This window comes from Brevibacterium sp. UCMA 11752 (genome assembly GCF_021532235.1).
Classification (GTDB): domain Bacteria; phylum Actinomycetota; class Actinomycetes; order Actinomycetales; family Brevibacteriaceae; genus Brevibacterium; species Brevibacterium antiquum.
Genome location: NZ_JACBOS010000003.1, coordinates 2912167 through 2936686 on the forward strand (window position 1 = coordinate 2912167; position 24520 = coordinate 2936686).

The window sequence follows — 24520 nt, forward strand, 5'->3', positions numbered from 1 at the left end:
GCATGAGCGAAGAACCGCGCAAGGGACTTTTCCGCCGGAAGCCCAAAGACCCGAACAAGAAGCCAGGACGTCTGGCGCAGATGAAGCAGGTCTACGAACTGTCGGCCAAGCACAACAAGGCCACCCCGTGGCTGTTGGCCGCGGCGATCCTCGGCTGTACGCTCGTCGGCCTGCTGGCCGGTCTTCTGTTCGGCGGAGCGGTCTTCACAACGATCCTCGGCTTCATGGTGGGTCTGCTGCTCGGCATGTTCATGCTCGGCCGATTTGCCGAAACCGCAGCCTTTGCACAGATGGACGGACAGCCCGGAGCCTTCGGTGCCGTCCTCAACACCGCCCGCCGCGGTTACCTGATGGACGACAAGCCGATCGCCATCGACCCGAAGAGCCGCGACCTCGTGTTCCGCTCGACCGGCCGTGCGGGAGTCGTTCTGCTCAGCGAAGGACCGAAAGGTCGCAGCGCGAAGCTGCTGGCCAAGGAGCGCAAGCGCCACGAGCGCATTCTGCCCAACGTCCCGGTTCACACGTTCCAGGGAGGCAACGAGGACGGCCAGCTGAAGATGAAGCAGGTCGTGCCGGCCGTGCAGAAGCTTCCGCGCAAGCTCAATAAGAACGAGGTGCTTGCCGTGCGCAATCGCCTCGCCGCTCTCGGCACTCAGGGGACTCGTCCTCCGATCCCGAAGGGCATCGACCCGAACAAGGCTCGCCCCAACCACAAGGCGATGCGCGGACGCTGATCCCTGCGGTCACACACCGACGCAGTACAGCAGTCGCAGTAGAAGCAGTGGGGCACCGACTCGATCGAGTCGGTGCCCCACTGCTCTGCAGCTTCGCGTCTGTACGAACAGCTCTCAGCCAAGACGACCGGTACTCAACCGGGAAATGCCTCAGCGTTTGAGAATGAGTGTGCCGGCAGCCAGATCGTGGAGACCGCGATTGTCGCGGTTGAAGATCAGCGCGGGAATGACGAGGACGACCAGAGCAGTGCGGATGAGTGCTTTGGCAAACCCCGGCACATGACCGTCCAGGCGACGGACCTCGATGCCGAAGATCCTATGACCGATCGTGTATCCGAGAGTGGACACGAGCAGGAAGTGCTCCAGGGCGAAGAGACCCGGAGCCAGGAACGGATTGGACGAGCCGATCAGGTTTGCGATGGCCAGGCACAAGAACCAATCCACCAGGAGCCCCAGCAGTCTGCGCCAGGCGGGAGCGAGTGAATGTGAGCCGGTCTCCGGCAATCCCAGGCGCCTGCCCGGCCAATCGCCGTCTTCTCGCTCAATCTTGGGCCCTTCAAGCCAGGATCCGAGGTCATCACGATTAATCACGGACCCAGTTTACCCAAATCCAACCTGGACGAACCCTCAGGAAACATGCCCGAAACATGGACGTCATCAGCACTTCACCTGCTTGCAACTAAGATTGGGAATGGTCAAGACAAACGACCACCATAATCTAACTAGGAGACTAAGTGTTCTCGTCTGCTGAAGAACTCGTCAACTACATCTCGGAGAACGACGTCAAATTCGTTGACGTCCGTTTCTGCGACCTCCCCGGTGTCGTCCAGCATTTCAACCTTCCTGCAGCCTCGTACGGCACGGAAGAGATCACCGAAGGTCTGCTCTTCGACGGTTCCTCAATCACGGGCTTCCAGGGCATCCACGAGTCGGACATGAAGCTGCTCGCCGATGTCTCATCGGCCTACATCGACCCTTTCCGTGAGGCCAAGACCTTGGTCATCACGCACTCGATCGTCGATCCCTTCACCGATGAGCCCTACTCTCGGGACCCTCGCCAGGTTGCGGCCAAGGCCGAGGCCTACCTCGAGAGCACCGGCATCGCCGACACCGTCTTCTTCGGCGCCGAGGCGGAGTTCTACCTCTTCGACTCCATCCGCTACCAGAACACCCCGGGCAGCAGCTTCTATACGATCGACTCCGAGGAAGCTGCCTGGAACACGGGCGAAGACGAGCCCGGCGGCAACCTCGGCTACAAGACCCCGTTCAAGGGCGGATACTTCCCCGTCTCCCCCCAGGATAAGTTCGCCGACATCCGCGATCAGATGTCGCTGACGCTGGAGCAGATCGGCTTCGAGATGGAGCGGGCCCACCATGAGGTCGGCACCGCAGGACAGCAGGAGATCAACTACAAGTTCAAGACCCTGCAGCATGCCGGCGATCAGCTCCTCGACTTCAAGTACGTGATCAAGAACACGGCCTACGAACTCGGCAAGTCGGCCACCTTCATGCCCAAGCCGCTCTTCGATGACAACGGTTCGGGCATGCACTGCCACCAGTCGCTGTGGAAGAACGGTGAGCCGCTGTTCTACGACGAGAACGGCTACGGCGGTCTCTCAGATCTGGCTCGCTGGTACATCGGCGGCCTCATCGAACACGCCGGCGCAGTGCTGGCCTTCACCAACCCGACGATCAACTCGTACCGTCGCCTCGTGCCCGGATACGAAGCTCCCGTCAACCTGGTCTACTCGGCTCGCAACCGCTCCGCCGCGATCCGCATCCCGGTCACCGGCAGCTCACCGAAGGCCAAGCGCCTCGAGTTCCGCGTTCCGGACCCGTCGACCAACCCCTATCTGGCCTTCTCAGCCCAGCTGATGGCCGGCCTCGACGGAATCCGCAATCGCATCGAGCCCCCGGAGCCCATCGACAAGGACCTCTACGAGCTCCCACCAGAGGAAGCCAAGGACATCAAGCTGGTCCCCGGCTCCCTCGATGAGGCGCTCATCGAGCTCGAGAAGGACCACGACTTCCTCACCGCGGGCGACGTCTTCACCTCCGACCTGATCGAGACGTGGATTCGGATCAAGCGTGAGAATGAGATCGACGTTGCACGTCTGCGTCCGACGCCGACAGAATTCGAGCTCTACTACGCACTCTGAGCCACAGTCCTAGGGCTCGCGGACTGCTCCAAGGCGTATGTGCCAGCAGCTGCAGGGAATACAGTGGGGGCGTCACGGGTTGTCACCCGTGGCGCCCTTCAGCGCTTCTGACCAGGGCGGCCTTCTATGGTGACCACAACTGACACAGGGATGGACAATGACGCATTTCGATCTCCTTCTGATCGGCACAGGCTCGGGGAACATGTTCCTCGACGACAGATTCTCCGGCCTCAACGTGGCGATTGCTGAGGAGTGGCACTTCGGCGGAACCTGCCTCAACGTCGGGTGCATTCCGACGAAGATGTTCGTCTATCCCGCCACGATCGCCGAACAGGCTGCCGACGCGAAGCACTACAACCTCTCTACAGAGTTCAACAGCGTCGACTGGCCGGCGCTGCAGAAGCGCATCTTCGACCGTGTCGACGCCATCGAAGCCGGAGGCCGGGACTACCGCAGCGGCGATCGCCAACCCAATGTCACTGTTCTGGCAGAACACGTTCACTTCACTGGTACCAAGACGGTGCGCACCGCCTCGGGCCAGGAGATCACTGCCGATCGCATCGTCATCGCGGCCGGCGCCTCCCCTGTCATCCCCGCAGCCGAAGGCCTGGATCCGCAGCGTGTGGACACCGACGGCTATCCCGTGTTCACGTCGAACTCGATCATGCGCATTCCTGAGAAGCCCGAACGGCTGGTCATCATCGGATCCGGCATCATCGCAATGGAGTTCGCCCACGTCTTCGCCGGGTTCGGCACCGAGGTGACGGTGATCGCACGTGGCCCCCGCCTGCTCGGCAACATCGACGAGGAGGTCTCACAGGAGTTCACGGACCTCTTCGAACGCACCCATACGGTTCACCGCGGAGCCGAGGTCGCCTCATACAGTTTCGACGACGACCAGGTGTCGGTGACTCTGAAGGCAAGCGGCCGCCTCGGCGATGTCGATCTTCCCTCGCAGATAGACGCGGATGCGGTTCTCATCGCCACCGGACGGACACCGAACACCAGAGGTCTGAATGTGGTCGAAGCCGGCTTCGACGTTCTCGATGATGCGCGTCTCAGCGTCGATTCACGCCAGCGTGTCCTCGCCCACGGGCAGCCGGTCCCCGGCGTGTTTGCCCTCGGCGACATCAGCTCCCCGCACCAGCTCAAACACGTCGCCAATCACGAGGCCGCTGTCGTCGGTGACAATCTCGCCGTCGACGTGGCGGCCGGAGCGCCGGGCAGCGCCGCCGAGGCGGATCTGCGGGAGGTCAACCATCACGCGGTTCCCGGTGCTGTGTTCACCTCACCCCAGGTTGCCTACGTCGGTATCACAGAGGATGAGGCCCGGCAGGCCGGTCACGATATCAGTGTGAAGGTGCAGAAGTACTCCGACGTGGCGTACGGGTGGGCGATGGCCGATGACCCCGGCATCGTGAAGCTCATCGCGGATACGTCGACGCATCAGATCCTGGGCGCCCACATCGTCGGTCACGAAGCGTCGATGATCGTCCAGCCGCTGATCCAGGCGATGGCGTTCGGACAGCGTGCCGACGAGGTGGCAAAGCGGCAGTACTGGATTCATCCGGCTCTGCCCGAAGTCGTTGAGAACGCACTCTTGGGCCTTGAGTTCGATGAGGACTGACCGAGTTACTCAGAAGCCGTAGAAGTGCTCTTCCATGATGTTCCTGGCATGGCGGGTGGTGCGCAGATAGTCGTCTTCGAGTTCGTGACCGCCGCCCGCCGGATATCCGAGCAGTCGGGCCGTGGCCTCCAGCTCGAAGTGCTCCTCCGGCAGCGATTGGGCTGTGCGTCCCCGATACAGCATGACGGCTGATCGCACATCGGTCGCCAACTGCCATGCGGCCGCGAGCTCTTCGGCATCATCCGTGGGGATGAGCCCTTCTTCGGCTGCGACACGGAGAGCTGCCAGTGTCGAGGTTGTCCGCAAGCCCGGAATCTGGTGGGCGTGCTGGAGCTGCAGGAGCTGGACCGTCCACTCGACGTCGGAGAGACTCCCCCGACCCAGTTTGAGGTGTCGCCGTTTGTCCGCATTGCGAGGCAGACGCTCATCCTCCATCCGCGCTTTGAGCGTGCGGACCTGGGTCAGCGCCTTCGTCGTCATCTCCACCGGATACCGCAGCGAATCGATGAGTTCGGTGAAGTCCTCAATGAGGCCGGAGTCACCGGCGACCGGACGCGCCCTCAGCAGCGCCTGCGCCTCCCAGGGCTGAGACCACTTCGCATAGTAGGCCCGGTAGGACGACAGGGCTCGGACCAGCGGCCCGTTCTTACCCTCAGGCCGCAGATCCGCATCGAGATCGATGCCCTGGGCAGCGTCGCTGGCCTTGAGTCGGCTGCCGAGACCGAGTGCGAGCTTGCTGACGTGCTTGCTCAGCTTCGCCTTGTCCTCAGCCCCGAGCTCCTCACCGACAGAGCGGTAGACGAACGTCACGTCGGCATCGGAGAAGTAGCCGATCTCGTTTCCGCCCCACCGGCCCATTGCGATGATCGCGAACTCGTACGGCGGCGTCTCAGGCTGGTCGATGTCCATGCGGACGGCCTGCAGGGCGCCGCTGACTGCCAGATCCATCAGTGCCGAAAGGTCGCCGGGGACCGTCGCCCGGTCCCCGACATCGAGGACGTCACGCAGAGCGATGCGCAGGAGCTCACGGCTGTAGGTCTCACGGATCGGTGTGATCGCAGATGCCGCATGTCGTTTGAGGAGGCCTCCGACTTCGGCCTCGAGGGCCTTCGGATCGCGGGGTGTGAGGTTGTCGAAGTTGTCCAACCAGGCGACCGCGGCGGGCTGGCGCAGCAGCAGTTCACTGGCATAGCCGGACAGCGAGAGCACGTCGGCCACCGACTTCGCGGCCAGACCGGAATCACGGAGCATCTTGAGGAACCAGCCGGAGGATGACAGCGAGTCTGTGAGCCGGCGAAAGGCCAGGAGCGCGGCATCGGGGCTGACTCCGTCGGAGAACCAGTCCAGCAGCGCCGGCAGCACCTGTTTGATGACAAGTGCCGTGCGTGACATGCCCGACGTCAGCGCCTTGATGTGGGACAAAGCGCCTTGCGGGTCGCGGTAGCCGAAGGCTTGGAGGCGGTCGGCGGCAGCCTGCATGCTGCTGCCCCGGTTGTGGGCGTCGACGACGGCACCGTGCACTCCGACTGCCGCGTCGAGGATGGGTCGGTAGAAGATCTGATCGTGGAGACGGGTGACCTGCTTCGCATAGTCCTTGCGGGTCTCTTCCAGCCGGGATCCGCTCCGTGAGCCGGAGGTGAAGACCGATCGGGCGAGGATGCGCAGCTTCTCGTCGTCGTCGGGAATGAGTGCATTGCGCAGCATCCGCGGAATCTGGACTCTGTGTTCGACCACACGCATGAACCGGTAGGCGGCGGAGAAGACGAAGGCATCCTCTTTTCCGATGTAGCCGTGCTCGCCCAGCTCTTCCAGAGCCACGAGCGTGTTCGGTGTGCGGATCTCCTCGTCCGTGCGACCGTGGACCAGCTGGAGCAGCTGTGCGGAGAACTCCACATCGCGCAGTCCTCCACGTCCCAGCTTGATCTGCCGGGGCGCCTCGGCTGCAGGGATGAGGTCGACCACGCGACGGCGCATCGAGCGGATGCCGTCGATGAACCCCTGACGGCTGGCGGCCTCCCATACAAGCGGCAGGAGCGTCTCGACGAATTCCTCGCCCACCCCGACGTCACCGGCCACTGGCCGAGCCTTGAGGAGAGCCTGGAACTCCCAGTTCTTCGCGATGTCCGCATAGTAGCGGGCGAATTCCGACATCGTGCGCACCAGTGCCCCGGCTTTGCCCTCGGGACGCAGCGCCGTGTCGACCTCCCACAGTGCAGGCTCCGCGCCGGCATCGGAGAGGATGCCGCGCATCCTCTGGGCAACCTCCGTGGCGAGATCGCGCTGCTCATCAGTCGTCGACGAATCGAGGACGAAGACCACATCGACGTCGGAGACGTAGTTGAGTTCGCGCGCCCCGGTCTTGCCCAGGGCGATCACAGCGATGCGAACCGTTCCCTCGGGATCGAGCTCTGCCCTGGCGATGGCCAGAGCGGCATCCATGGCAGCAGCCGCCAGGTCCGAGAGTACGGCCATCACATGATCGACGATCTCCTCGGGCGCCTCGGCGACGAGATCATCGGCGACCAGCCGCAGCTGTGCATCGCGATAGGTGCGACGGAGATCTTTGATCGCCTCCTCGCCGAGGTGGTCCGCAGTGGGTGCCGGATCATCAGGATCGGCTCCCACACTGGCCAGCAGATCGTTGCGCAACGATGCCGCCGAGGCTGCTGGGGTGGAGATCATCAGGAACGGTGACCGCTCCACCAGCTGCGGCAGAGACTCCGGATGCCGCACAAGGTGGTCGACCATCGCCTCGGATGTGCCCATGACTGCGAGCACCCGTCGCAGCAGAGCGCGGTCGATCTCATCCTCGGCGAGATCTGCCTCGGTCCCCGAACGGATGGCATCGAGGAACTGCGGCGCAGACTCGCCTGCGGCCTCCAGGACCCGCAGCAGACCCAGGGCGGCCGCGTGCGGATCCGGGGTCGCTTCGAGGAGATCGATGAAGCGTGAGTCGGTGGCCAGGGGTTGGCCGAGGAGTTCATTGATCTCGTCGAGGAAGCGAGCGGCTGACTCGGTGACGACCGAGGTGCGCGAAGTGATTCGGGCCATGAGACTACATCGAGGTGAAGTGTTTGCTGAGCTCGTACGGAGTGACCTGAGCGCGGTAGTCGTTCCATTCCTGCCGTTTGTTGCGCAGGAAGAAGTCGAAGACCTCTTCGCCCAGCGTCTCCGCGACGAGATCGGACTGCTCCATGATCTCTAGGGCGTGGGACAGGCTGGAGGGCAGTGCTTGGATCCCCATCGCACGGCGCTCGGTGTCCGAGAGCTGCCACACGTTGTCCTCGGCTTCTTCAGGCAGCTCGTAGTCTTCTTCGATGCCCTTCAGCCCGGCCGCAAGCATGAGGGCATAGGACAGGTACGGGTTGGCAGAGGAGTCAAGAGCCCGGTATTCGATGCGCGCGGAGGAGGACTTCCCCGAGTTGTACTGCGGCACGCGGATCAGGGCCGAACGATTCCGGTGTCCCCAGGAGATGTATGACGGGGCTTCGTGACCTGTCCACAGACGCTTGTACGAGTTCACGTGCTGATTCGTCACCGCAGTGATCTCTGCTGCGTGGGTCAGGAGGCCGGCGATGAACTGCTTGCCGGTCTTCGACAGCTGATACATGGCTCCGGGCTCGAAGAAGGCGTTGTTCTCCCCCTCGAAGAGTGAGACATGGGTATGCATTCCGCTGCCCGGATGATCGTTGAGCGGCTTGGGCATGAAGGATGCGTAGACGCCCTGAGAGATCGCGACTTCCTTGATCACCGATCGGAAGGTCATGATGTTGTCGGCCATGGTCAGCGCATCGGCGTAGCGCAGGTCGATCTCGTTCTGCCCTGGGCCGGCCTCATGATGGGAGAACTCGACGGACAGTCCCATGGCTTCAAGCATGGTGACTGCGGAGCGGCGGAAGTCGTTGGCGGTGCCGCCGTTGACATGGTCGAAGTAGCCGGCAGTGTCGACGGGGATGGGCCTGGTTCCTTCGAAGATGCCGGTGCCGGGATCGAGGTTGTCGGTCTTGAACAGGTAGAACTCGATCTCCGGGTGAACATAGAAGGAGAAACCCTTCTCCGCGGCCTTCGCCAGCGTCCGTTTGAGAACATTGCGCGGATCAGCCTGCGCCGGCTCTCCCCCGGGCACGTGGATATCGCAGAACATCCTCCCGGTGGGTTCCTTCTCGCCACGCCATGGCAGCAGCGAGAACGTTGAGGGATCGGGTTTGAGGACCATATCGGCCTCATAGACTCGTGAGAGCCCCTCGACGGCGGACCCGTCGAAGCCGATTCCCTCGGAGAAGGCTCCTTCAAGCTCTGCCGGAACCACTGCGACCGACTTCAGCCCGCCGAGGACGTCGGTGAACCACAGGCGGATGAAGCGGACTTCACGGTCTTCAACGGTGCGAAGAACGAATTCTTCCTGACGCGACATTCCTCAGCCGTTCCACTTCTTGTCGTCTTCTTCCCACTCTTCGTTGCGGGCCTGGGCCCGCTCGAGGGCGGCTCGAGCCACTTCCTCTGTCTCGTAGGGGCCCATGCGGTGGTCCGCATCGCTGACCAGGCCACGCTCAACCGAGTTGGTCTTCAGATTGAAGTAGTACTTCGAATCGGCATCGTCGATATCTTTGAACAGTCCCATGTCGAACCCTTCATCGTGGGTGTGGTGAATCCCTGACAAATTTCAGCTTACCGGTTCTGCCCGTCGCCGCCAGGACCTCACCGCACGACTTCGCTTGCGCACGCCTGTGACCTGCAAAAAATGGACCGCTTCTGTGCCTGAACGCGACAAAATATGGTTTTTCCGTGCCCGTGTGGTCGATATTCCACCGAATCCGCAGACAATTGCACGAATCCTGCCGATAAAGGTTTGCCCTGCAGACCTTCAACGGAATACAGTGGGATGTATCCTCAGCCACAGTTCGATCTGGCTGGAACTGCCCATGGGCCAACATCATGGGGCAACATGAGAGAAGGAAAGCTATGCGCATTTCAGTGCCCACAGAGGTCAAGAACAACGAGTTCCGCGTCGCCATCACCGCTGCCGGTGTCCACGAGCTCGTTTCACACGGACATGAAGTCACGGTTCAGGCCGGTGCCGGAGTAGGGTCATTCATCACCGACGATGAGTACACCGAGGCCGGTGCCGCGATCGCTGCGGACGCGGCGTCCACCTGGGCCGCCGGGGACATGGTCCTCAAGGTCAAAGAACCCATCGCCGAAGAATACGGTTTCCTCCGCAAGGACCTGATCCTCTTCACCTATCTGCACCTGGCCGCCGATGAAGCGCTGACTCAGGCACTGATGAGTGCGGGGACCACCGCGATCGCCTACGAGACGGTTGCGCCCGACGGCGGAGGCCTGCCGCTGCTGGCACCGATGAGTGAGATCGCCGGGCGGCTATCAACGCAGGTCGGCGCCCACAGTCTGCTCAAGGCTTCGGGCGGTCGCGGCATCCTGCTCTCAGGCGTGCCCGGTGTCGAACGGGCAAATGTCGTCGTCATCGGCGCAGGAGTCGCCGGCACCAACGCCGCTCGTATGGCCCTGGGCCTGGGTGCTGCCGTCGAGGTCATCGACATCAACATTCCCCGCCTGCGTCAGATCGATGAGACCTTTGCCGGTGCGATCGCGACGAAGGTCTCGAACAAATACGAGATCACGAAGTCCCTGGCCTCTGCCGACCTGGTCATCGGTTCGGTGCTCATTCCCGGCAAGAAGGCACCGAAGCTCGTCACCGACGAGATGGTCGCGGGCATGAAGCCGGGCTCAGTGCTCGTCGACATCGCCATCGACCAGGGCGGGTGCTTCGAGAACTCGAGGCCCACCACCCACGATGATCCCACCTTCGAGGTGCACAACTCGATCTACTACTGTGTGGCGAACATGCCCGGTGCGGTGCCGAATACGGCCACGGCGGCACTGACGAACGCGACTCTGCCGTTTGCGGTCAAGATCGCCAACCAGGGATGGCACGCAGCGCTGTCGAAGGACTCGGGCCTGGCACGTGGACTCAATATCCACAATGGGCACGTCACCAACGACAACGTTGCCGAGGCCTTCGGCCTGCAGGCCGTCTCCGTCGAGCACGCCTTGGCGAACTGAGCGCACGAGTTCGGGTGAACCTCGCCTGAAACACAGATGCGCAAGGCCGACACCCTTTGTCCTGGTGTCGGCCTTCCGCCTTGTCCCAGGGCGGTCCTGATTGCTTCAGAGCAGTCCTAGACGCGTGGGAGACGGGCGCGGGAAGCCGCGGCCGAGCCGGAATGAGCTCAGCTGGCCGGCGGCATCGTCGTCGACCGGAAGTGCTCCTCGCACAGCTGGCCGGCGGCCTGCGCATCTTGGTCGGCGATCGCCTCGACGATGGCTGCGTGATCGGCCACCGCATGGTCGAAGAGCTTGTGGGAGAAGGGGTCGTGGCGGAAGCCTGCGTTGATCCTGGTGTCGATGTCGATGGCCATGCGTACGAGCTCGGGATTGTGCCCGGCTCGAGCGATGGCGAAGTGGAACTGCGCGTCGGCTGTTCTGGCCACACCCGCCTCGGCGCGTTCAGAGTACCTCTGTGCCAACTCCCGGAGCTCCGTGAGCTCTTCCTCAGTACGCCGCAGAGCCGCAGTCGCGGCCAGACTGTTCTGGAAGATCGCACGGGCATCGAGAAGATTTCTGCGTTCGGCATGGAACTCACCGATGCGACCGGCCATCGGGGCCAGAGCCGTCGGTTCCGCGCTGGACACGAAAGTTCCGCCGCCGCGCCCACGCCGCCGTTCGACGACTCCGAGACGCTCCAGCCGCAGCAGTGCCGCGCGCACACTCGAGCGTGAGACCTGAAGATCGGCGGCAAGGGCTCGTTCACCGGGCAGCAGTGTGCCCTCGGGAAGCGCGCCCACAGCGATGCCGGAGAGGATGTGGTCAGCGATCTGCTGGGGTGCGCTCGTCAGACTCACCACATCGCTGAGACCGGAGAACTCGGGACCGACCGAGGCAGTCTGCTCGTTCATCATTTCCCCTTCCGTTGCCTCTCGTCCATCGTGGCAACCTGTCGTCGCACACGCAGGCGACAATACCTGTCTCCATTCTAATTCCTCTCCGATGGCCCCCTCACACCGACAGGCAGCGCAATTGTGGAACATCTGGGCTCAACCGCTCTAGAATCGGAGTCACCATGACTGATACGCCTCGCCTGCTCACGCCCGGAACCATCTCTCCTGAACTGGGTGTCCCCCAGAACATCACCCGACCTGAATACGTCGGCCGCGCCGATGCCGACGAAGGCAGGGGCAGCAACTTCTACTCCGCCGAGGAGATCGAAAAGGTCCGTGCGGCGGGCAGGATCGCAGCGAACGCACTGGCCGCTGTCGGTGACATGATCGAACCCGGAGTGACCACCGATGCGATCGACCAAGTCGCCCATGAGTACATGTGCGACCACGGTGCCTATCCTTCGACGCTGGGCTATCGCGGATTCCCGAAGTCCGTGTGCACGTCGCTCAACGAGGTGATCTGTCACGGCATCCCCGACTCGACGGTCATCGCCGATGGGGACATCGTCAACGTCGACATCACCGCCTACATCGACGGCATGCACGGAGACACGAACTACACCTTCTATGCCGGCGAGGTCGATGACGAGTCCCGTCTGCTCGTGGAGCGGACGTGGGAGGCCACGATGCGCGGAATCAAAGCCGTCAAACCGGGCCGCGAGATCAACGTCATCGGTCGAGTCATCGAGAAGTATGCCAAGCGCTTCGACTACGGAGTCGTCCGTGACTACAGCGGACACGGAGTGGGACGGGAGTTCCACACCGGCCTCATCGTTCCCCACTACGACGCCGCGCCCGCCCACGCCGAGGTGATGGAACCGGGAATGATCTTCACCATCGAACCGATGCTCAACCTCGGAACCGTCGCCTGGGACGTCTGGGACGACGCCTGGACCGTGGTCACCAAGGACCGGAAGCGCTCCGCCCAGTTCGAACATACACTTGTCGTCACCGAGACCGGTGCCGATATCCTCACCCTCCCCGATGCCGATGCAGCCATCGCTGCGGGACCGAATCGACAGGACTGAGATGACAGACGATCAGCAGGGACGCTTCGCCATCGGAGTCGACGTCGGCGGAACCGGCATCAAGGCCGGCCTCGTCGACACAGAGACGGGAAATCTCGCATTCAAGCGGGTCCGCGTCCTCACCCCCAAGCCGAGCACTCCCCCAGAGGTCGGTGCGGCGATGGCCGAACTCATCGAGCTCCTCGTCTCCACGGCACTCGAACTGGGAGTCGTCGATGACCGGTCGGTTCTCGACGCCCTGCCGATCGGCTGCGGCTTCCCCGGGGTCGTCCGTGACGACCATGTGGACTATGCAGCGAACCTCGACCAGACCTGGATCGGATCGAACATCACCCGGATCCTCGCCGAGCACACAGGGCGCCGCTTCTTCATCATGAACGACGCTGATGCAGCGGGGCTGGCGGAGATGACCTTCGGCGCTGGGCGCAAGCACCGGAAGAAGACGGTCTTGCTGACTACCCTGGGCACCGGCATCGGTACGGCGCTGTTCACCCAGGGCCGGTTGGTGCCCTACACGGAGCTGGGACATTTCGAGATGAACGGTCGGGACGCCGAGACTCAGGCCGCGGAATCGGTCAAGGTGCGCGAGAACCTGAGCTACGAAGAGTGGGCAGGACGGCTGCAGCAGTACTACTCCCAAGTGGAGCTTCTCGTGGCCCCGGATGTGATCCTCATCGGCGGAGGGATCTCGAAGTCGCACACACAGTTCCTGCACCTGATCCGCACGCGCGCGGAGTTGAAGCCGGCGAAGCTGCTCAACAACGCGGGAATCGTCGGCGCCGCCATATTGGCCGCCAATAACGGCAAAGCCAAAGTGAAGAAGGGCTCTGCCTAGATCTGACTCGACAGCCGGACGTGAGGTGAGGACAGGCCACCGATACGCCGGGTTCTGTCATCGAGTCGGTTGCCCTTCTCGACGGACGGTCATCTATCTGGGACCGATGTTGCCACCGGCCTCAAGCAATCCACCCGACGACTCGGCGAGCAGCCTCGAACGTCGCCTGTCTGATCTTGCTCCGGATGGGGTTTACCCAGCGGCGCCGGTCACCCGGCACCCTGGTGGTCTCTTACACCACCGTTTCACCCTTACCCAGTCGAAACTGGGCGGTCTGCTCTCTGTTGCACTGGCCCGCGGGTTACCCCGGGTGGGTGTTACCCACCATCCCCGCTCTGTGGAGCCCGGACGTTCCTCAGCCCTCGTGAGAGAGCCGCGACCGTCTGGTGACCTGTCCTCGAGTACAGAAGTCTACCCTCATCACCGGGCCCCTTCATCGCAGCCTCGAGCCAGCAGTGATGAAACTAACGTGGACAGCGATTCGAGGCCCAGGGCTTGGGACCTACGATGGTGAGGTGAAGATCCTATTGCCGCCCTCAGAAGGTAAGACTCCCGCGAGCTCGGGTTCCCCACTCGACCTCCCAGAGCTTTCGGCGCCGGATCTCAACCCGCAGCGCAAGAAGGTCCTGAGTGCCCTGCAGAAGGTCTCCAAACGAAAAGACGCACTGGATCAGCTGGGTGTGGGAGCCTCACTCTCAGCCGACGTCGAACGCAATGTCAGTCTCGACACCATCCCCTGCGCCCCGGCCCTGCAGACGTACTCCGGAGTCCTCTACGAAGCGATGGGCGCCCCGGACCTCGTTGCCGATGCCATGGCCGACGAGACCCTGGCACAGCGGCTGCGCAACGTTCACGTGTTCTCAGCACTCTTCGGCCAGGTCAACGGTCTCGATCCGATCCCCGCCTATCGGCTGGCGATGAAGACGGACCTTGGTACCCTCGGAAAGCTGTCGTCGTGGTGGAAACCGGTCTTGGCCAAATCTTTCACGGTCGACCCCGCCGAGGTGATCCTCGACTGCCGCTCCAGCGATTACCGAGCCGCTTGGCCGGGCCCGCATGAGCAGGTCGTGACCCTGGGAGCAGTCAAGGTCAACGGCACCAAACGCAGCGTGGTCTCCCATTGGGCGAAGTACTATCGCGGCGAACTCGTCGGCCGACTGCTCGCAGACGAGCGTGAGCTGCCGACCAGCTCTGCGGATCTGCTCTCACGGGCAGAAGAGTCCTATGAGGTCGAGTTCACCCCACCTGCCAAGAGCCGACCGGCGGCGCTGACAATCGTCCTGCGCGACTGAGCCCCTGCAGCTCTCAGAGGTCAGTCACAGTCCGTGGGCCCACCTCAGCCCTTGCGCAGCAGAACCGCCTCGCACTCTTCGCACTCATAGGTCTGATTCGGGTCCTCGAGCAGCATGGACTTCCACGCCATGCCGCTGATCTCCTGGCCACAGGCCTGACAGTTCGGCCCGTTCAGGATCGCGGCTCCGGGCCCGCCCGCAGCGACATTCTGGTCAAACTGTCGAACCAATGTCTCGGGCAGGTCGGCCTTCAGCTTCTGAGCCGAGGCGCTGTTGGCCTCAAGCTCCGCGGCCAACTCCGCTTTGCGGTCCTTGATGGCCGTCTGCATGGTGCGGCCGGATGCGATCACCTCGGCGAGGGAGGACTCCACCTCTGAGAGCGCGGCCTCAGCGGATTCGAGTTCCTCCATGGAGCCGAGCTCAGCCTCCTCGAGTTCAGCGACCCGTTCCTCATGGCCGGAGATCTCGCCCTGCAGGTTCACGAGATCTCGGCTGGTCAGTCCGGTGCCGTCGTTGAGTTCGACCGTCTTCTTCTTGATCTGGCCATTCTGAGTCTCGATGGACGCGGCATGCTCGGCAACCTCGGTACGGAACTTCTCCACCACCTCGGCGGCCTCGGTCTTCTTGGTCTCGAGCTCCTTGTGCTGAGACACGAGGTCTTTAAGCTCCGACGCTTGGGTGGGATTGTCGTGCTCGTGCCGCAGCGCGCGTCCGTGGGAGGCGAGTTCGATGAGTGACTCGAGTTCTGTGCGTTGTTCGGCGGTGATCAGCATTCTGGGTTCCTTGTCATCGAGGCGTCGGGGGTCGTGTGCAGCGAGTCAATAGCGTTCGACCCAGGGATCGGTGTTGACCGCCGAATGCTGCAGTGCGACGCTGAGTCCGCGCTCGGTGAATTCCGTCTCCAGCGCTTCGGCGGCCGCGGTGAGCCAGACGGTCTCCGAAGCCCAATGGGAGACATCGATGAGCTGTGGTCGACCTCCCTGCCTGTTGGCGGTGTCGCGGGCCTCGGTGGCGGGATGGTGGCGAAGGTCAGCGGTGATGTAGACCTCTGCGCCGCTGGCCCTGACCTCGTCGAACAGGGAGTCCCCCGCTCCACCGCAGACGGCGACTCGTGTGACAGCCGCGGCCGGGTCGCCGGCGATGCGCACGCCGGTCGTTGTCCGCGGCAGACGGTTCGAGAGAGTGCGGGCGATATCGCGGACGGGTGTCGGCGTGGGGAGGTCTCCGACGCGGCCGATACCGGTGGTCGATCCCTCCGCATGAGGGACGAGTGGCACTGCGTCCTCGATGCCGAGCAGGGAGATGAGCGCATCTGAGACTCCCCCGCGCGCGGAGTCCGCATTCGTGTGGGCGTTGAACAAGGCAATGTCGTTGCTGATCAGGGTGTGAACGGCGCCGCCCTTCAGGGTTGCGGCGTTGACGGACTTCACGGGTTTGAGCATGAGCGGATGATGGTTGAACACGAGATCGGCGCCCAGCACCACCGCCTCGGCGATGACCGCGTCCATGGGGTCGAGCGCGAGCAGGATCGAACGCACCTCGGCATCGGGGTCCCCCACGGACAGACCCACAGAATCCCAGCTCTCGGCCAGGGCCGTCGGCCACAGTGTTTCGAAGACGTCCACACATTCACTGACCTTCGGGTATCTCATGCCACCACAGTATTACATCCGGACGGTCACGGTCAGACAGATACGCCCGGAGCGATCCTGCGATCGAGGGGGCCAGCGGTGTGAGGATCGTGGGACGCGCCAGAAAAGTGTGCGACGCGGTTCACCTGACGATCGTTCAGCTATAGATTTGGGTCATGACTACGAATGCGACGAATACAGACCACACAGACTCGGCATCGCCCGATCTTCACTTCTCCTCCACCGTCGCCGACATCGTGCGTCGCAGCGCCGAACGCTTCCGCACCGACATTGCCGTCGAGTTCGCCGATCGCACGTGGAACTATCGGGATCTTGACACCGCCGTGACCGCCGTTGCACGTGAACTGCTGAGCCTCGGAGCGCGGAAAGGCGATCGGATCGCCGCGTATGGCAAGAACTCCGACCTCTTCCTGCTCCTCTACCTCGGCTGTGCTCGCGCCGGACTGATCCATGTGCCCGTCAACTACCAGCTGAAAAACGAGGAACTGGACTTCATCCTGGAGAATTCTTCAGCGACGATCGTCTTCGCCGACGGCGACCTCCTCGACGCGGTCACCGCGACACCGACCGGGGCCGGTGCTCAGGTCAAAGACTTCTCCACACTCCTCGCGCCCGCGACTGCCACCGGCATCGCACCGGTGGCGACGGGAGAATTCGACCTCGCCGATACGGACGTCGCACAGCTGCTCTATACATCAGGGACCACCTCGGCACCGAAGGGCGCGATCATGACACATCGTGGCCTCGTCCACGAATACATGTCGTCACTGATGAGCCTCGACCATTCCGCCTCGGATCGGGTCGTCCATGCACTGCCCCTCTACCACTCGGCACAGATGCACGTCTTCCTGCTGCCGCTGTTGGCGATCGGTGCGCACAACATCATCGTCCCCGCCCCGGTTCCCGAACAGCTGCTGGCCATCTTCGAAGAACGCGAGATCAACTCCTTCTTCGCCGCTCCCACAGTGTGGGTGGCACTGGCCAACAGCCCTGATCTCGACACACGCAATCTCGACAGTCTGCGCAAGGCCTACTACGGTGCCTCGATCATGCCCGGGCCGGTGCTGACGAAGCTGCGCGAACGACTGCCGCAGCTCGGTTTCTACAACTGCTTCGGTCAGTCGGAGCTGGGACCGCTCTGCTCGGTGCTGCGGCCAGAGGAGCATGACGACCACCCCGGCTCGGCAGGACGCCCAGTGCTGTTCGTGGAGACCCGGGTCGTCGACGATGACGGCAATGATGTTGCGATCGGTGAGCAGGGTGAGATCCTCTACCGGTCCCCACAGCTGTGCGAAGGCTATTGGAACAGGCCCGAAGCTACAGCCGAGGCCTTCGACAACGGCTGGTTCCATTCAGGTGACCTGGTCAAACGAGATGACGCAGGCTTCATCGAGGTCATCGACCGGGTCAAGGATGTCATCAACACCGGTGGCGTCCTCGTGGCCAGCAGGCAGGTCGAAGATGCGATCTTCGAACTCGCGCAGGTCGCCGAGGTGGCGGTTGTGGGCGTCGCCGATGAGAAGTGGATCGAGGCGGTCACCGCCTTTGTCGTCGTCAAACCTGAGCAAGGTGAGCTCACCGAGGCGGACGTGGTCACCCACGTCAAGAGCCGTCTGGCTGGATTCAAGGTTCCCAAACGCGTCGACTTCGTCGCCGAACTGCCGAAGAACTCGGCAGGCAAGATCCTCAAACGCCAACTCCGCGATATCTGAACAGCAGTTGGGTCAGCATATTCGCGGTAGGAGGCCGCCACTGGGATCACGCCCCGGTGGCGGCCTTCCTTCGTTTCGGTCTCCGTCGTCTGCGGCCTCAGGCGTTGGCTGTCTGCTGTGTCCCTGCGCCGCGCCTCCTCAGCGTGGGAGTCGCGGCCGTGGTCGGGGTGTCCACTTGCCCGATGATTGTGAAGCCGTTGTCGCGGATGAGTGCGAGGTCCTCCTCGGCGGCCTGTCCCTCTGCAGTGAGATAGTCACCCAGGAAGATGGAGTTCGCGAGGTGCAGAGCCATTGCCGGCAGGGACCGGAGATGGATCTCGCGCCCGCCGGCGAGCCTGATTTCCCTGTCGGGGCAGACGAATCTGGCCATCGCCACGATCTTCACGCATTGAGTCGGCGTCAGGTTCCACTGGCCTTCCATCGTGGTGCCGTCGAATGGCACTAGGAAGTTGATCGGGATCGACGCAGAGTCGAGGTCTTTGAGCGCGAACAGGGCCTCGACGATCTGTTCGCTGCTCTCACCCAGTCCGACGATGAGGCCGCTGCAGGGAGAAAGACCCGCCGCCTTCGATTTGGCGATCGTGGCCGTGCGATCGGAATATGTGTGCGAGGTGACGATGGTGTCGTGGAAGGATTCGGCGGTGTTGATGTTGTGGTTGTACGCGTCGACTCCGGCATTGCGCAGTGTCTCTGCCTGTCCGTCTTTGAGCAGGCCCAGGCAGGCACAGACCTCGACCTCGGGATGATCGTCCTTCAACTGGGTCACGATATCGGTGACGCGATCGATGTCCCTGTTGCCGGGTCCCCGGCCACTGGCCACAAGGCACACGCGAGAGGCTCCACCGTCAATTCCGGTGTTGGCCTGTTTCACCGCTTCATCGGTCTTCAGCCACGAATATTTGAGGATCGGTGCCTGGGAGCCGAGCGCCTGGGAGCAATAGCTGCAGTTCTCCGGGCACAGCCCCGATTTGAGATCGACGAGGTAGTTGACCTTGACTGTCATTCCGAAGTGCCGGCGCCTGATCCTGGCACCTGCATCGACGAGTGAGACGAGGTCATCGTCGTCGGCGGTGAGAAGTCGAAGCGCCTGTTCTTCGGTGATCGCGTGGCCGTCGAGCACGGATTCGGCAAGGTCGTAGAACCAGCTGGTCATTGGTGGTGCTCCTTCATAGGTGCGGCGCAATGGGCGCATGCAGTCTGCTGCGGGGAGGTCGAGCACGGCTGTATCGGACAATGCCCGGCCACCTCGTCGTGAACGGTGTTCAATAGCGTATCAAACCTGTTGCCTCCCCGCGGCCGCCTCGACGAATGCCGGAGGCGAATAGACTGCTCTCGGTGACGAACGAACGACGACAGGCTGGAAGCCGCCGCAGGGCGGTCGGATGAGGGGACTGATGGTGGAATCGCGCAAATCGATGAGCGCAGAGAACGACTCGACGGACGGCCGCAAGGGGTGGAAGCTGCATGGGGACGGCAAGACAATTCGTCCCGGTGAGACGGTCCTTCCGGAAGAGCGGCTGAGCTGGCCGAGGACCGTGGGCATCGGAGCACAGCACGTCGTGGCGATGTTCGGAGCGACGTTCCTCGTGCCGCTGCTCACCGGGTTCCCACCCTCGACGACACTGTTCTTCACCGCCATCGGGACGTTGCTCTTCCTCCTCATCACGAAGGGCATGATGCCCTCTTATCTGGGGTCGTCCTTCGGACTGCTGGCGCCCATCGGTGCCGTCACCGGGTTCGCAGCCACCTCGGGTGAGGACCTCGACTCCCATGCCATGGCACTGGCACAGGGCGGCATCATCTCCGTGGGCGTGACTCTCGCGCTGGTGGGTATCGTCGTTCACTTCGCCGGAGTGCGGTGGATCGAGGTCACCATGCCGCCGGTGGTCACCGGTGCGATTGTCGCGCTCATCGGACTCAATCTGGCACCCGCCGCCTGGGACTGGGTCAAGGAGGCGCCGCTGACGGCAGTCATCACGATTGTGACCATTCTGCTCACCACTGTGCTGTTTCGCGGAATGCTCGGACGACTGTCCATCCTCATCGGCGTCCTCGTCGGCTACGGTGCCGCATGGGTGCAGGGACAGATCGACTTCTCGACTGTTGGTCAGGCTGGTTGGGTGGGGCTGCCCGAATTCCACACTCCGGCCTTCGACCTGGGCTATCTGGGACTCTTCCTCCCCGTCGTCTTCGTCCTCATCGCCGAGAACATCGGACACGTGAAATCCGTGTCGGCCATGACCGGACGTGACCTCGACAAGCTCACCGGCCGAACCCTCTTCGCTGACGGATTCTCGACGATGCTCGCCGGATCCGGCGGAGGATCAGGAACGACGACCTATGCAGAGAACATCGGCGTCATGGCGGCGACCCGGATCTTCTCCACGGCGGCCTACCTCTGCGCCGGCATCATCGCCCTCATCCTGAGCCTGCTGCCGAAGTTCGGAGAGATCATCGCCACCATTCCCCCAGGCGTCCTCGGCGGGGCGGCAACCGTCCTCTACGGCATGATCGGAATGCTCGGCGTGCGCATCTGGGTGGAGAACAAAGTCGATTTCTCCAACCCCATCAACCTCAACACCGCCGCTGTCGCGCTGATCGTCGCAATCGCGAACTTCACCTGGACTCCCGGCAATCTGCAGTTCGAGGGCATTGCCCTCGGCTCCGCCTCGGCGATAATCATCTACCAGGTGATGCGCGGCATCGCGAAGTGGCGCGGCACCGATCAGGACGACATCGTCAGCCCCGGCCCCGACGTCGACAGCACCGACAGGGACGGCACTGGTCCCGATATCGACACGGATCACGAACTCGAAGGGCGAACACCACCCGGATCACCGTGAGCGCAGTATTCTCGACGGAGACGTAGGCCCTTCCCCCAATGATGAGAATCCGACTAAGAGGAGAGGAATCATGAAACCTGCAACTGACCGATCACGTCGAATACGTCGAGGGCTGGTGTCCGGCTTTGCCTTCGCGCTCGTCGCTGGTCCAATGTTCACCGGCACAGCCGCCCAGGCGGCCGGTGGCCTCGGGGCGGGCCTGGTCGACGGCAATGCCGGAGACAGACCATCGCACCTCGGCGAGGAATGTTCGGTCCCCTCAGCCGCAACGGCGGACAAAGTCATCACGGTCAAGGGCACCGGAGGCGCTGACGCCACGGTCATGGCCTGCGAAGAGTGGGACGGTGAGTATTATTCGGCGCTGAGCACCGACGGTCATGTCGGCTCCAACGGCATCGCTGCGCCGGGTGAGAAGCGCGAGGGTGACGGCATGACCCCGTCTGGCCTCTTCGGCATCGGCTACGGCTTCGGAGTCGAAGCGGAACCCGAGCAATTCGGCGGGTCGAAGTATGTCCAAGTCACGGAGGACGACGTCTGGGTCGACGGCGACGCAGTGGAGAACTACAACACAATGCAGAAGAAGTCCGAAGGCTACAACGGCGAGTCGATGTACCAGACCCCGGCGTACAACTACGGACAGGTCATCGACTACAACGAGGCTGGGACACCCGGAATGGGCTCCGCGATCTTCCTCCACGTCAACACCGGCAGCGGCAAGACCGCAGGCTGCGTATCGGTGTCTCAGGAGGATCTGCTGAAGATCCTCGACTGGGAGGATGACGGCCCGGTTGAGATGGCGATCAGCAGCTAGGTCTGCAGCAAGGACCGCGCTACCATGGCACACGACTAAGAGGCGGTCAGGGGACACTGCGGAGTGCCCTCTGACCGCCTCTCCATGCGATCCGTGCTTCTGACTATTCCTTGATCAAGGAGAGCTCGAACTCGAGGGTGATCTTGTCACTGACGAGCAGGCCGCCGGAGTCCAAGGTCGTATTCCACGTCACGCCCCAGTCCTTACGATCGATGCGGCGCTTGCCCTCGAGACCAGCTCTCAGATCACCATTCTGGTCGCGGTCGACTCCCAGCAGCTCGAGGGGAACAGAGACAGGTCGGGTGATATCGCGAATCGTCAGGTCGCCGTTGACGATATAGCTTCCTTCTTCGACCTCATCGACCCCGGTGGACTTGAATGTGATCGTCGGATAGTTCTCGACACCGAAGAAGTCGGCGCTTCGCAGGTGAGCATCACGATCGGGGGTCCGGGTGTCAACGCTGTCAACGTCGATCGTGATGGTGATTTCGGCATTCGAGAGGTCCGCAGCGTCGATGACGGCTTTGCCTTCGACGGTGTTGAAAGCACCACGGATACGGGTGACCATCGCGTGACGGCTCGAGAATCCGAGGCGAGTATGTGCGGGGTCGATGACCCATGTGCCGGTCAACTGCTCGTCGGTTGACATGATGGTGCTCCTTTAGGCCGGACGTAGATCATGGACACTCGGTGATGAGGGCCCAGGGCAGCACTGTGAGAGTACTGGCGTACAGACGCGTTCAGCGTATCGGCTTTTCGACTGTGCTGTCATGTCCGATGCCCACTAAATGGACAAAGTCCCTTGCGGCAATGAAATCGGCGCATTGTGCAGTGGAAGACGGCGGGGAAACCTGGAGAAGGCAGACGCTGCCGTGGCTGATCGGGAGCGATATCCGCTAAAGATCTGAAATGGAACGAAAGCACTGGGCAGGTACTGCGGTGGGCCCAGAGGGACTTGAAATCTTTCTACGTCCCAGGTGGGGGGTGTGGGCCTTGAATTCTAGGGCCACAGTCATCACGTTAGCACCTCTGAAAACAGGGGTTTGAGAAGAAATTGTGGGCAAATTGTGGGCAGATCAACCCGCCGGTCTTGGACCGTGTTTTAACAGTGGCTGAAGCCGAACGACAGAACCGCGCTACTAGATCTCTCAGCAACTCTGGATCTTGTCCCCAGCGCGACCTGGAAGGGATCGTATCAGAGCCCTCAATCGAACTCGGTCCTCAAGGAAGTCTCAGGGCTCAGCGCCACATGAAGAAGCTCATCGACGAGCGCAAGGCTGAGCTCGCCAGCAAGAAATAGACGAACCCACAACAAAGGGCCTCGACACTGAAACAAGTCAGCGTCGAGGCCCTTTGTTATGTGAGCGCGGCAAACGTTGCCCCGTTTCGCGGGTACGGATTCTGTCTTGTCGCGGTCGCCATAGTGCTTCCTGGACGAATGAAGTGCTGTCGTTGAATAGGCAGGTGGGGTATCGAGCCGTCTCGATTCCCCACCTGCCTATTGATTACTTCAACGCTTCGCTCGACATAAAGCCATGCGGTCGCAAATGTTGCTTAGCTGATTGCTGTCCGGGCGATCTCGGCGTCCTGCTCCGGAGTGCCACCCGAGACTCCGAGCGCACCGATGAGCTGTCCGTCGTCGTTGACTATCGGGACTCCCCCACCCATAAGAAGGAGCCCTCCGTTCGTATGGTCAAAGTGTGGGAATGGCTCTCCAGCCTGTAGTGGCGAATTCAGAGCTTCGCTCGGTGCTTCGAACATGACCGAGGTCCGAGACTTCGCCAGTGCAAGATCGTTGGACGCTAACCAAGCTCCGTCCATTCGTTGGAAGGCGACGAGGTTCGCTCCGCCATCGAGGACTGCAAAGACGGCGTTCAGGCCGAGATCGCGCGCCTTCTCTTGCCCGGCGTCGATGATCTTGCTCGCGGCTTCCAGGGTGATCGTGGGGCGTGACATATTGTTCAAATCCTTTCTGATGATGACTGGCCTCAGGCCTTCTGCGTCCACTCAGTTTCCTGCCACTGCTTGGCGGCCTCGATGGTCTCCAGCGGTCTCATCGTCCGGTAGTCCGGGTCATCGGAGATGACTGTCTCGACCATTGCATCGACCATCTCCTGTGGATCCGCCTGATCCGCCAGCGAGGGGCCAAAATCGGGCATCGGAACGTGTGCGGTGCCGGCATCGTGCCACTGCACGTAGCTCTCGGCGCCAGTGTCGTTGAACCCGGTTCCGAAGACACCTGGATTGACTGTGGCAACCTTGATTCCGAATTGCTCGAGCTCGGCCTTCATCGAACCTGCGACAGCTTCGATCGCGTGCTTGGTGGCACAGTAGGCACCAAGGAATGGCACGACGAGTATCCCGCCCATGGACGACGTCCACACGATTCGACCACTCTTGCGGGCGATCATCTTCGGCACAATTGCCTGGACCAGTTCGAGGTGCCCGAACAGATTGATGTCGAACGATTCCCGCACGCGCTGAATCGGAATGTCGACGACGGCTCCGCCCTCCATGACTCCAGCGTTGAGAACGAGCACGTCCACGTCGAATGTTCCTGCATGTGCGACATCGATACTGTCGAGCAGGTTGAGCTTGATGACTGTCAGCTCGACTCCAGCTGCGACAGCATCAGCACGAAGGCTTCGGACCTGGGGCCAAGTCTCAGCTGCTGCGATCACCTCGTTGCCCTGCCGGGCGAGTTCAAGTGCGGCTCCCTGACCGAATCCGCTGCTGGCACCGGTGATGAGGATCTTCTGGGACATGGCTACTCCTTAGGTAACTATCTGGATACTTACGGACGAAAGCTTG

Annotated in this window: 21 protein-coding genes and 1 other RNA gene; 10 read left to right on the forward strand and 12 right to left on the reverse strand. The window is 62.3% G+C overall.

The window, feature by feature from the left end; all coding sequences use genetic code 11:
• The first annotated feature begins 2 nt into the window (after positions 1-2).
• On the forward strand, positions 3-734 hold the full coding sequence (locus HU144_RS12950; RefSeq protein ID WP_235351658.1) for a DUF4191 domain-containing protein: 732 nt from the start codon (positions 3-5) through the stop codon (positions 732-734).
• A 150-nt stretch (positions 735-884) separates the two neighbouring features.
• On the opposite strand, the gene HU144_RS19450 is transcribed toward HU144_RS12950, so the two are convergent.
• Complete coding sequence (locus tag HU144_RS19450) at positions 885-1325, reverse strand: RDD family protein (RefSeq protein ID WP_092108433.1); 441 nt, start codon at positions 1323-1325, stop codon at positions 885-887.
• A gap of 143 nt (positions 1326-1468) precedes the next feature.
• Between HU144_RS19450 and glnA (HU144_RS12960) the strand changes: the two genes are divergently transcribed.
• Positions 1469-2893, forward strand: a complete 1425-nt coding sequence (gene glnA, locus HU144_RS12960; protein ID WP_092108435.1) for a type I glutamate--ammonia ligase — start codon at positions 1469-1471, stop codon at positions 2891-2893.
• 157 nt (positions 2894-3050) lie between these two features.
• The gene (locus tag HU144_RS12965) at positions 3051-4520 is read left to right on the forward strand and encodes a mycothione reductase (RefSeq protein ID WP_235351659.1); all 1470 of its coding nucleotides are present in this window, start codon (positions 3051-3053) and stop codon (positions 4518-4520) included.
• 9 nt (positions 4521-4529) lie between these two features.
• Here HU144_RS12965 and HU144_RS12970 read toward each other — a convergent pair whose 3' ends face one another.
• Genes HU144_RS12970 through HU144_RS12980 form a run of 3 tightly spaced genes read right to left on the reverse strand, consistent with a single transcriptional unit; the run spans position 4530 to position 9141 of the window.
• Positions 4530-7571: a bifunctional [glutamine synthetase] adenylyltransferase/[glutamine synthetase]-adenylyl-L-tyrosine phosphorylase gene (locus HU144_RS12970; protein ID WP_235351660.1), complete on the reverse strand. Its 3042-nt coding sequence runs from the start codon at positions 7569-7571 to the stop codon at positions 4530-4532.
• Between the two features lie 4 nt (positions 7572-7575).
• Entirely contained in the window at positions 7576-8934 is a 1359-nt protein-coding gene (glnA, locus tag HU144_RS12975; RefSeq protein WP_235351661.1) for a type I glutamate--ammonia ligase, read from the reverse strand.
• Positions 8935-8937: 3 nt separating this feature from the next.
• Positions 8938-9141, reverse strand: a complete 204-nt coding sequence (locus HU144_RS12980; RefSeq protein ID WP_143921611.1) for a hypothetical protein — start codon at positions 9139-9141, stop codon at positions 8938-8940.
• A 341-nt stretch (positions 9142-9482) separates the two neighbouring features.
• Here HU144_RS12980 and ald point away from each other — a divergent pair, with 341 nt between their 5' ends.
• Positions 9483-10601, forward strand: a complete 1119-nt coding sequence (gene ald / locus HU144_RS12985) for an alanine dehydrogenase (RefSeq protein WP_235351662.1) — start codon at positions 9483-9485, stop codon at positions 10599-10601.
• Positions 10602-10768: 167 nt separating this feature from the next.
• On the opposite strand, the gene HU144_RS12990 is transcribed toward ald, so the two are convergent.
• Complete coding sequence (locus HU144_RS12990) at positions 10769-11494, reverse strand: FadR/GntR family transcriptional regulator (protein ID WP_235351663.1); 726 nt, start codon at positions 11492-11494, stop codon at positions 10769-10771.
• A 164-nt stretch (positions 11495-11658) separates the two neighbouring features.
• Between HU144_RS12990 and map the strand changes: the two genes are divergently transcribed.
• Both map and ppgK read left to right on the forward strand, forming a co-directional pair.
• Positions 11659-12564, forward strand: a complete 906-nt coding sequence (gene map, locus HU144_RS12995; RefSeq protein WP_235351664.1) for a type I methionyl aminopeptidase — start codon at positions 11659-11661, stop codon at positions 12562-12564.
• 1 nt (position 12565) lies between these two features.
• Complete coding sequence (gene ppgK, locus HU144_RS13000; protein WP_235351665.1) at positions 12566-13399, forward strand: polyphosphate--glucose phosphotransferase; 834 nt, start codon at positions 12566-12568, stop codon at positions 13397-13399.
• A 27-nt stretch (positions 13400-13426) separates the two neighbouring features.
• Here ppgK and rnpB read toward each other — a convergent pair.
• Positions 13427-13794, reverse strand: an RNA gene (gene rnpB / locus HU144_RS13005) — RNase P RNA component class A.
• A gap of 120 nt (positions 13795-13914) precedes the next feature.
• Here rnpB and HU144_RS13010 point away from each other — a divergent pair.
• Positions 13915-14691, forward strand: coding sequence for a YaaA family protein (locus HU144_RS13010; RefSeq protein WP_235351666.1), 777 nt, complete (start codon positions 13915-13917; stop codon positions 14689-14691).
• A gap of 44 nt (positions 14692-14735) precedes the next feature.
• Here the strand turns inward: HU144_RS13010 and HU144_RS13015 are convergent, their stop codons facing one another.
• Positions 14736-15464, reverse strand: a complete 729-nt coding sequence (locus tag HU144_RS13015) for a zinc ribbon domain-containing protein (protein ID WP_235351667.1) — start codon at positions 15462-15464, stop codon at positions 14736-14738.
• 45 nt (positions 15465-15509) lie between these two features.
• The gene (locus HU144_RS13020; RefSeq protein ID WP_235351668.1) at positions 15510-16343 is read right to left on the reverse strand and encodes a Nif3-like dinuclear metal center hexameric protein; all 834 of its coding nucleotides are present in this window, start codon (positions 16341-16343) and stop codon (positions 15510-15512) included.
• Between the two features lie 155 nt (positions 16344-16498).
• Here HU144_RS13020 and HU144_RS13025 point away from each other — a divergent pair, with 155 nt between their 5' ends.
• Positions 16499-18055 (forward strand): fatty acyl-CoA synthetase, encoded by a 1557-nt coding sequence (locus HU144_RS13025; protein ID WP_235351669.1) that lies wholly within the window; start codon positions 16499-16501, stop codon positions 18053-18055.
• A 97-nt stretch (positions 18056-18152) separates the two neighbouring features.
• Here the strand turns inward: HU144_RS13025 and bioB are convergent, their stop codons facing one another.
• Complete coding sequence (bioB, locus tag HU144_RS13030; RefSeq protein ID WP_235351670.1) at positions 18153-19208, reverse strand: biotin synthase BioB; 1056 nt, start codon at positions 19206-19208, stop codon at positions 18153-18155.
• A gap of 241 nt (positions 19209-19449) precedes the next feature.
• On the opposite strand from bioB, the gene HU144_RS13035 reads away from it, so the two are divergent.
• Together HU144_RS13035 and HU144_RS13040 are read left to right on the forward strand one after the other, a co-directional pair.
• Positions 19450-20898, forward strand: coding sequence for a uracil-xanthine permease family protein (locus HU144_RS13035; RefSeq protein WP_235351671.1), 1449 nt, complete (start codon positions 19450-19452; stop codon positions 20896-20898).
• A gap of 70 nt (positions 20899-20968) precedes the next feature.
• Positions 20969-21709 carry a L,D-transpeptidase family protein gene (locus HU144_RS13040; RefSeq protein ID WP_235351672.1) on the forward strand — a complete coding sequence of 247 codons (741 nt, stop codon included), beginning with the start codon at positions 20969-20971 and terminating at the stop codon, positions 21707-21709.
• Positions 21710-21812: 103 nt separating this feature from the next.
• On the opposite strand, the gene HU144_RS13045 is transcribed toward HU144_RS13040, so the two are convergent.
• The 3 genes from HU144_RS13045 to HU144_RS13055 form a co-directional block, all read right to left on the reverse strand.
• On the reverse strand, positions 21813-22358 hold the full coding sequence (locus HU144_RS13045; protein ID WP_235351673.1) for a YceI family protein: 546 nt from the start codon (positions 22356-22358) through the stop codon (positions 21813-21815).
• 905 nt (positions 22359-23263) lie between these two features.
• Positions 23264-23665 carry a GlcG/HbpS family heme-binding protein gene (locus tag HU144_RS13050; protein ID WP_235351674.1) on the reverse strand — a complete coding sequence of 134 codons (402 nt, stop codon included), beginning with the start codon at positions 23663-23665 and terminating at the stop codon, positions 23264-23266.
• 32 nt (positions 23666-23697) lie between these two features.
• Positions 23698-24474, reverse strand: coding sequence for an SDR family oxidoreductase (locus tag HU144_RS13055; RefSeq protein ID WP_101574955.1), 777 nt, complete (start codon positions 24472-24474; stop codon positions 23698-23700).
• Positions 24475-24520 lie beyond the last annotated feature (46 nt).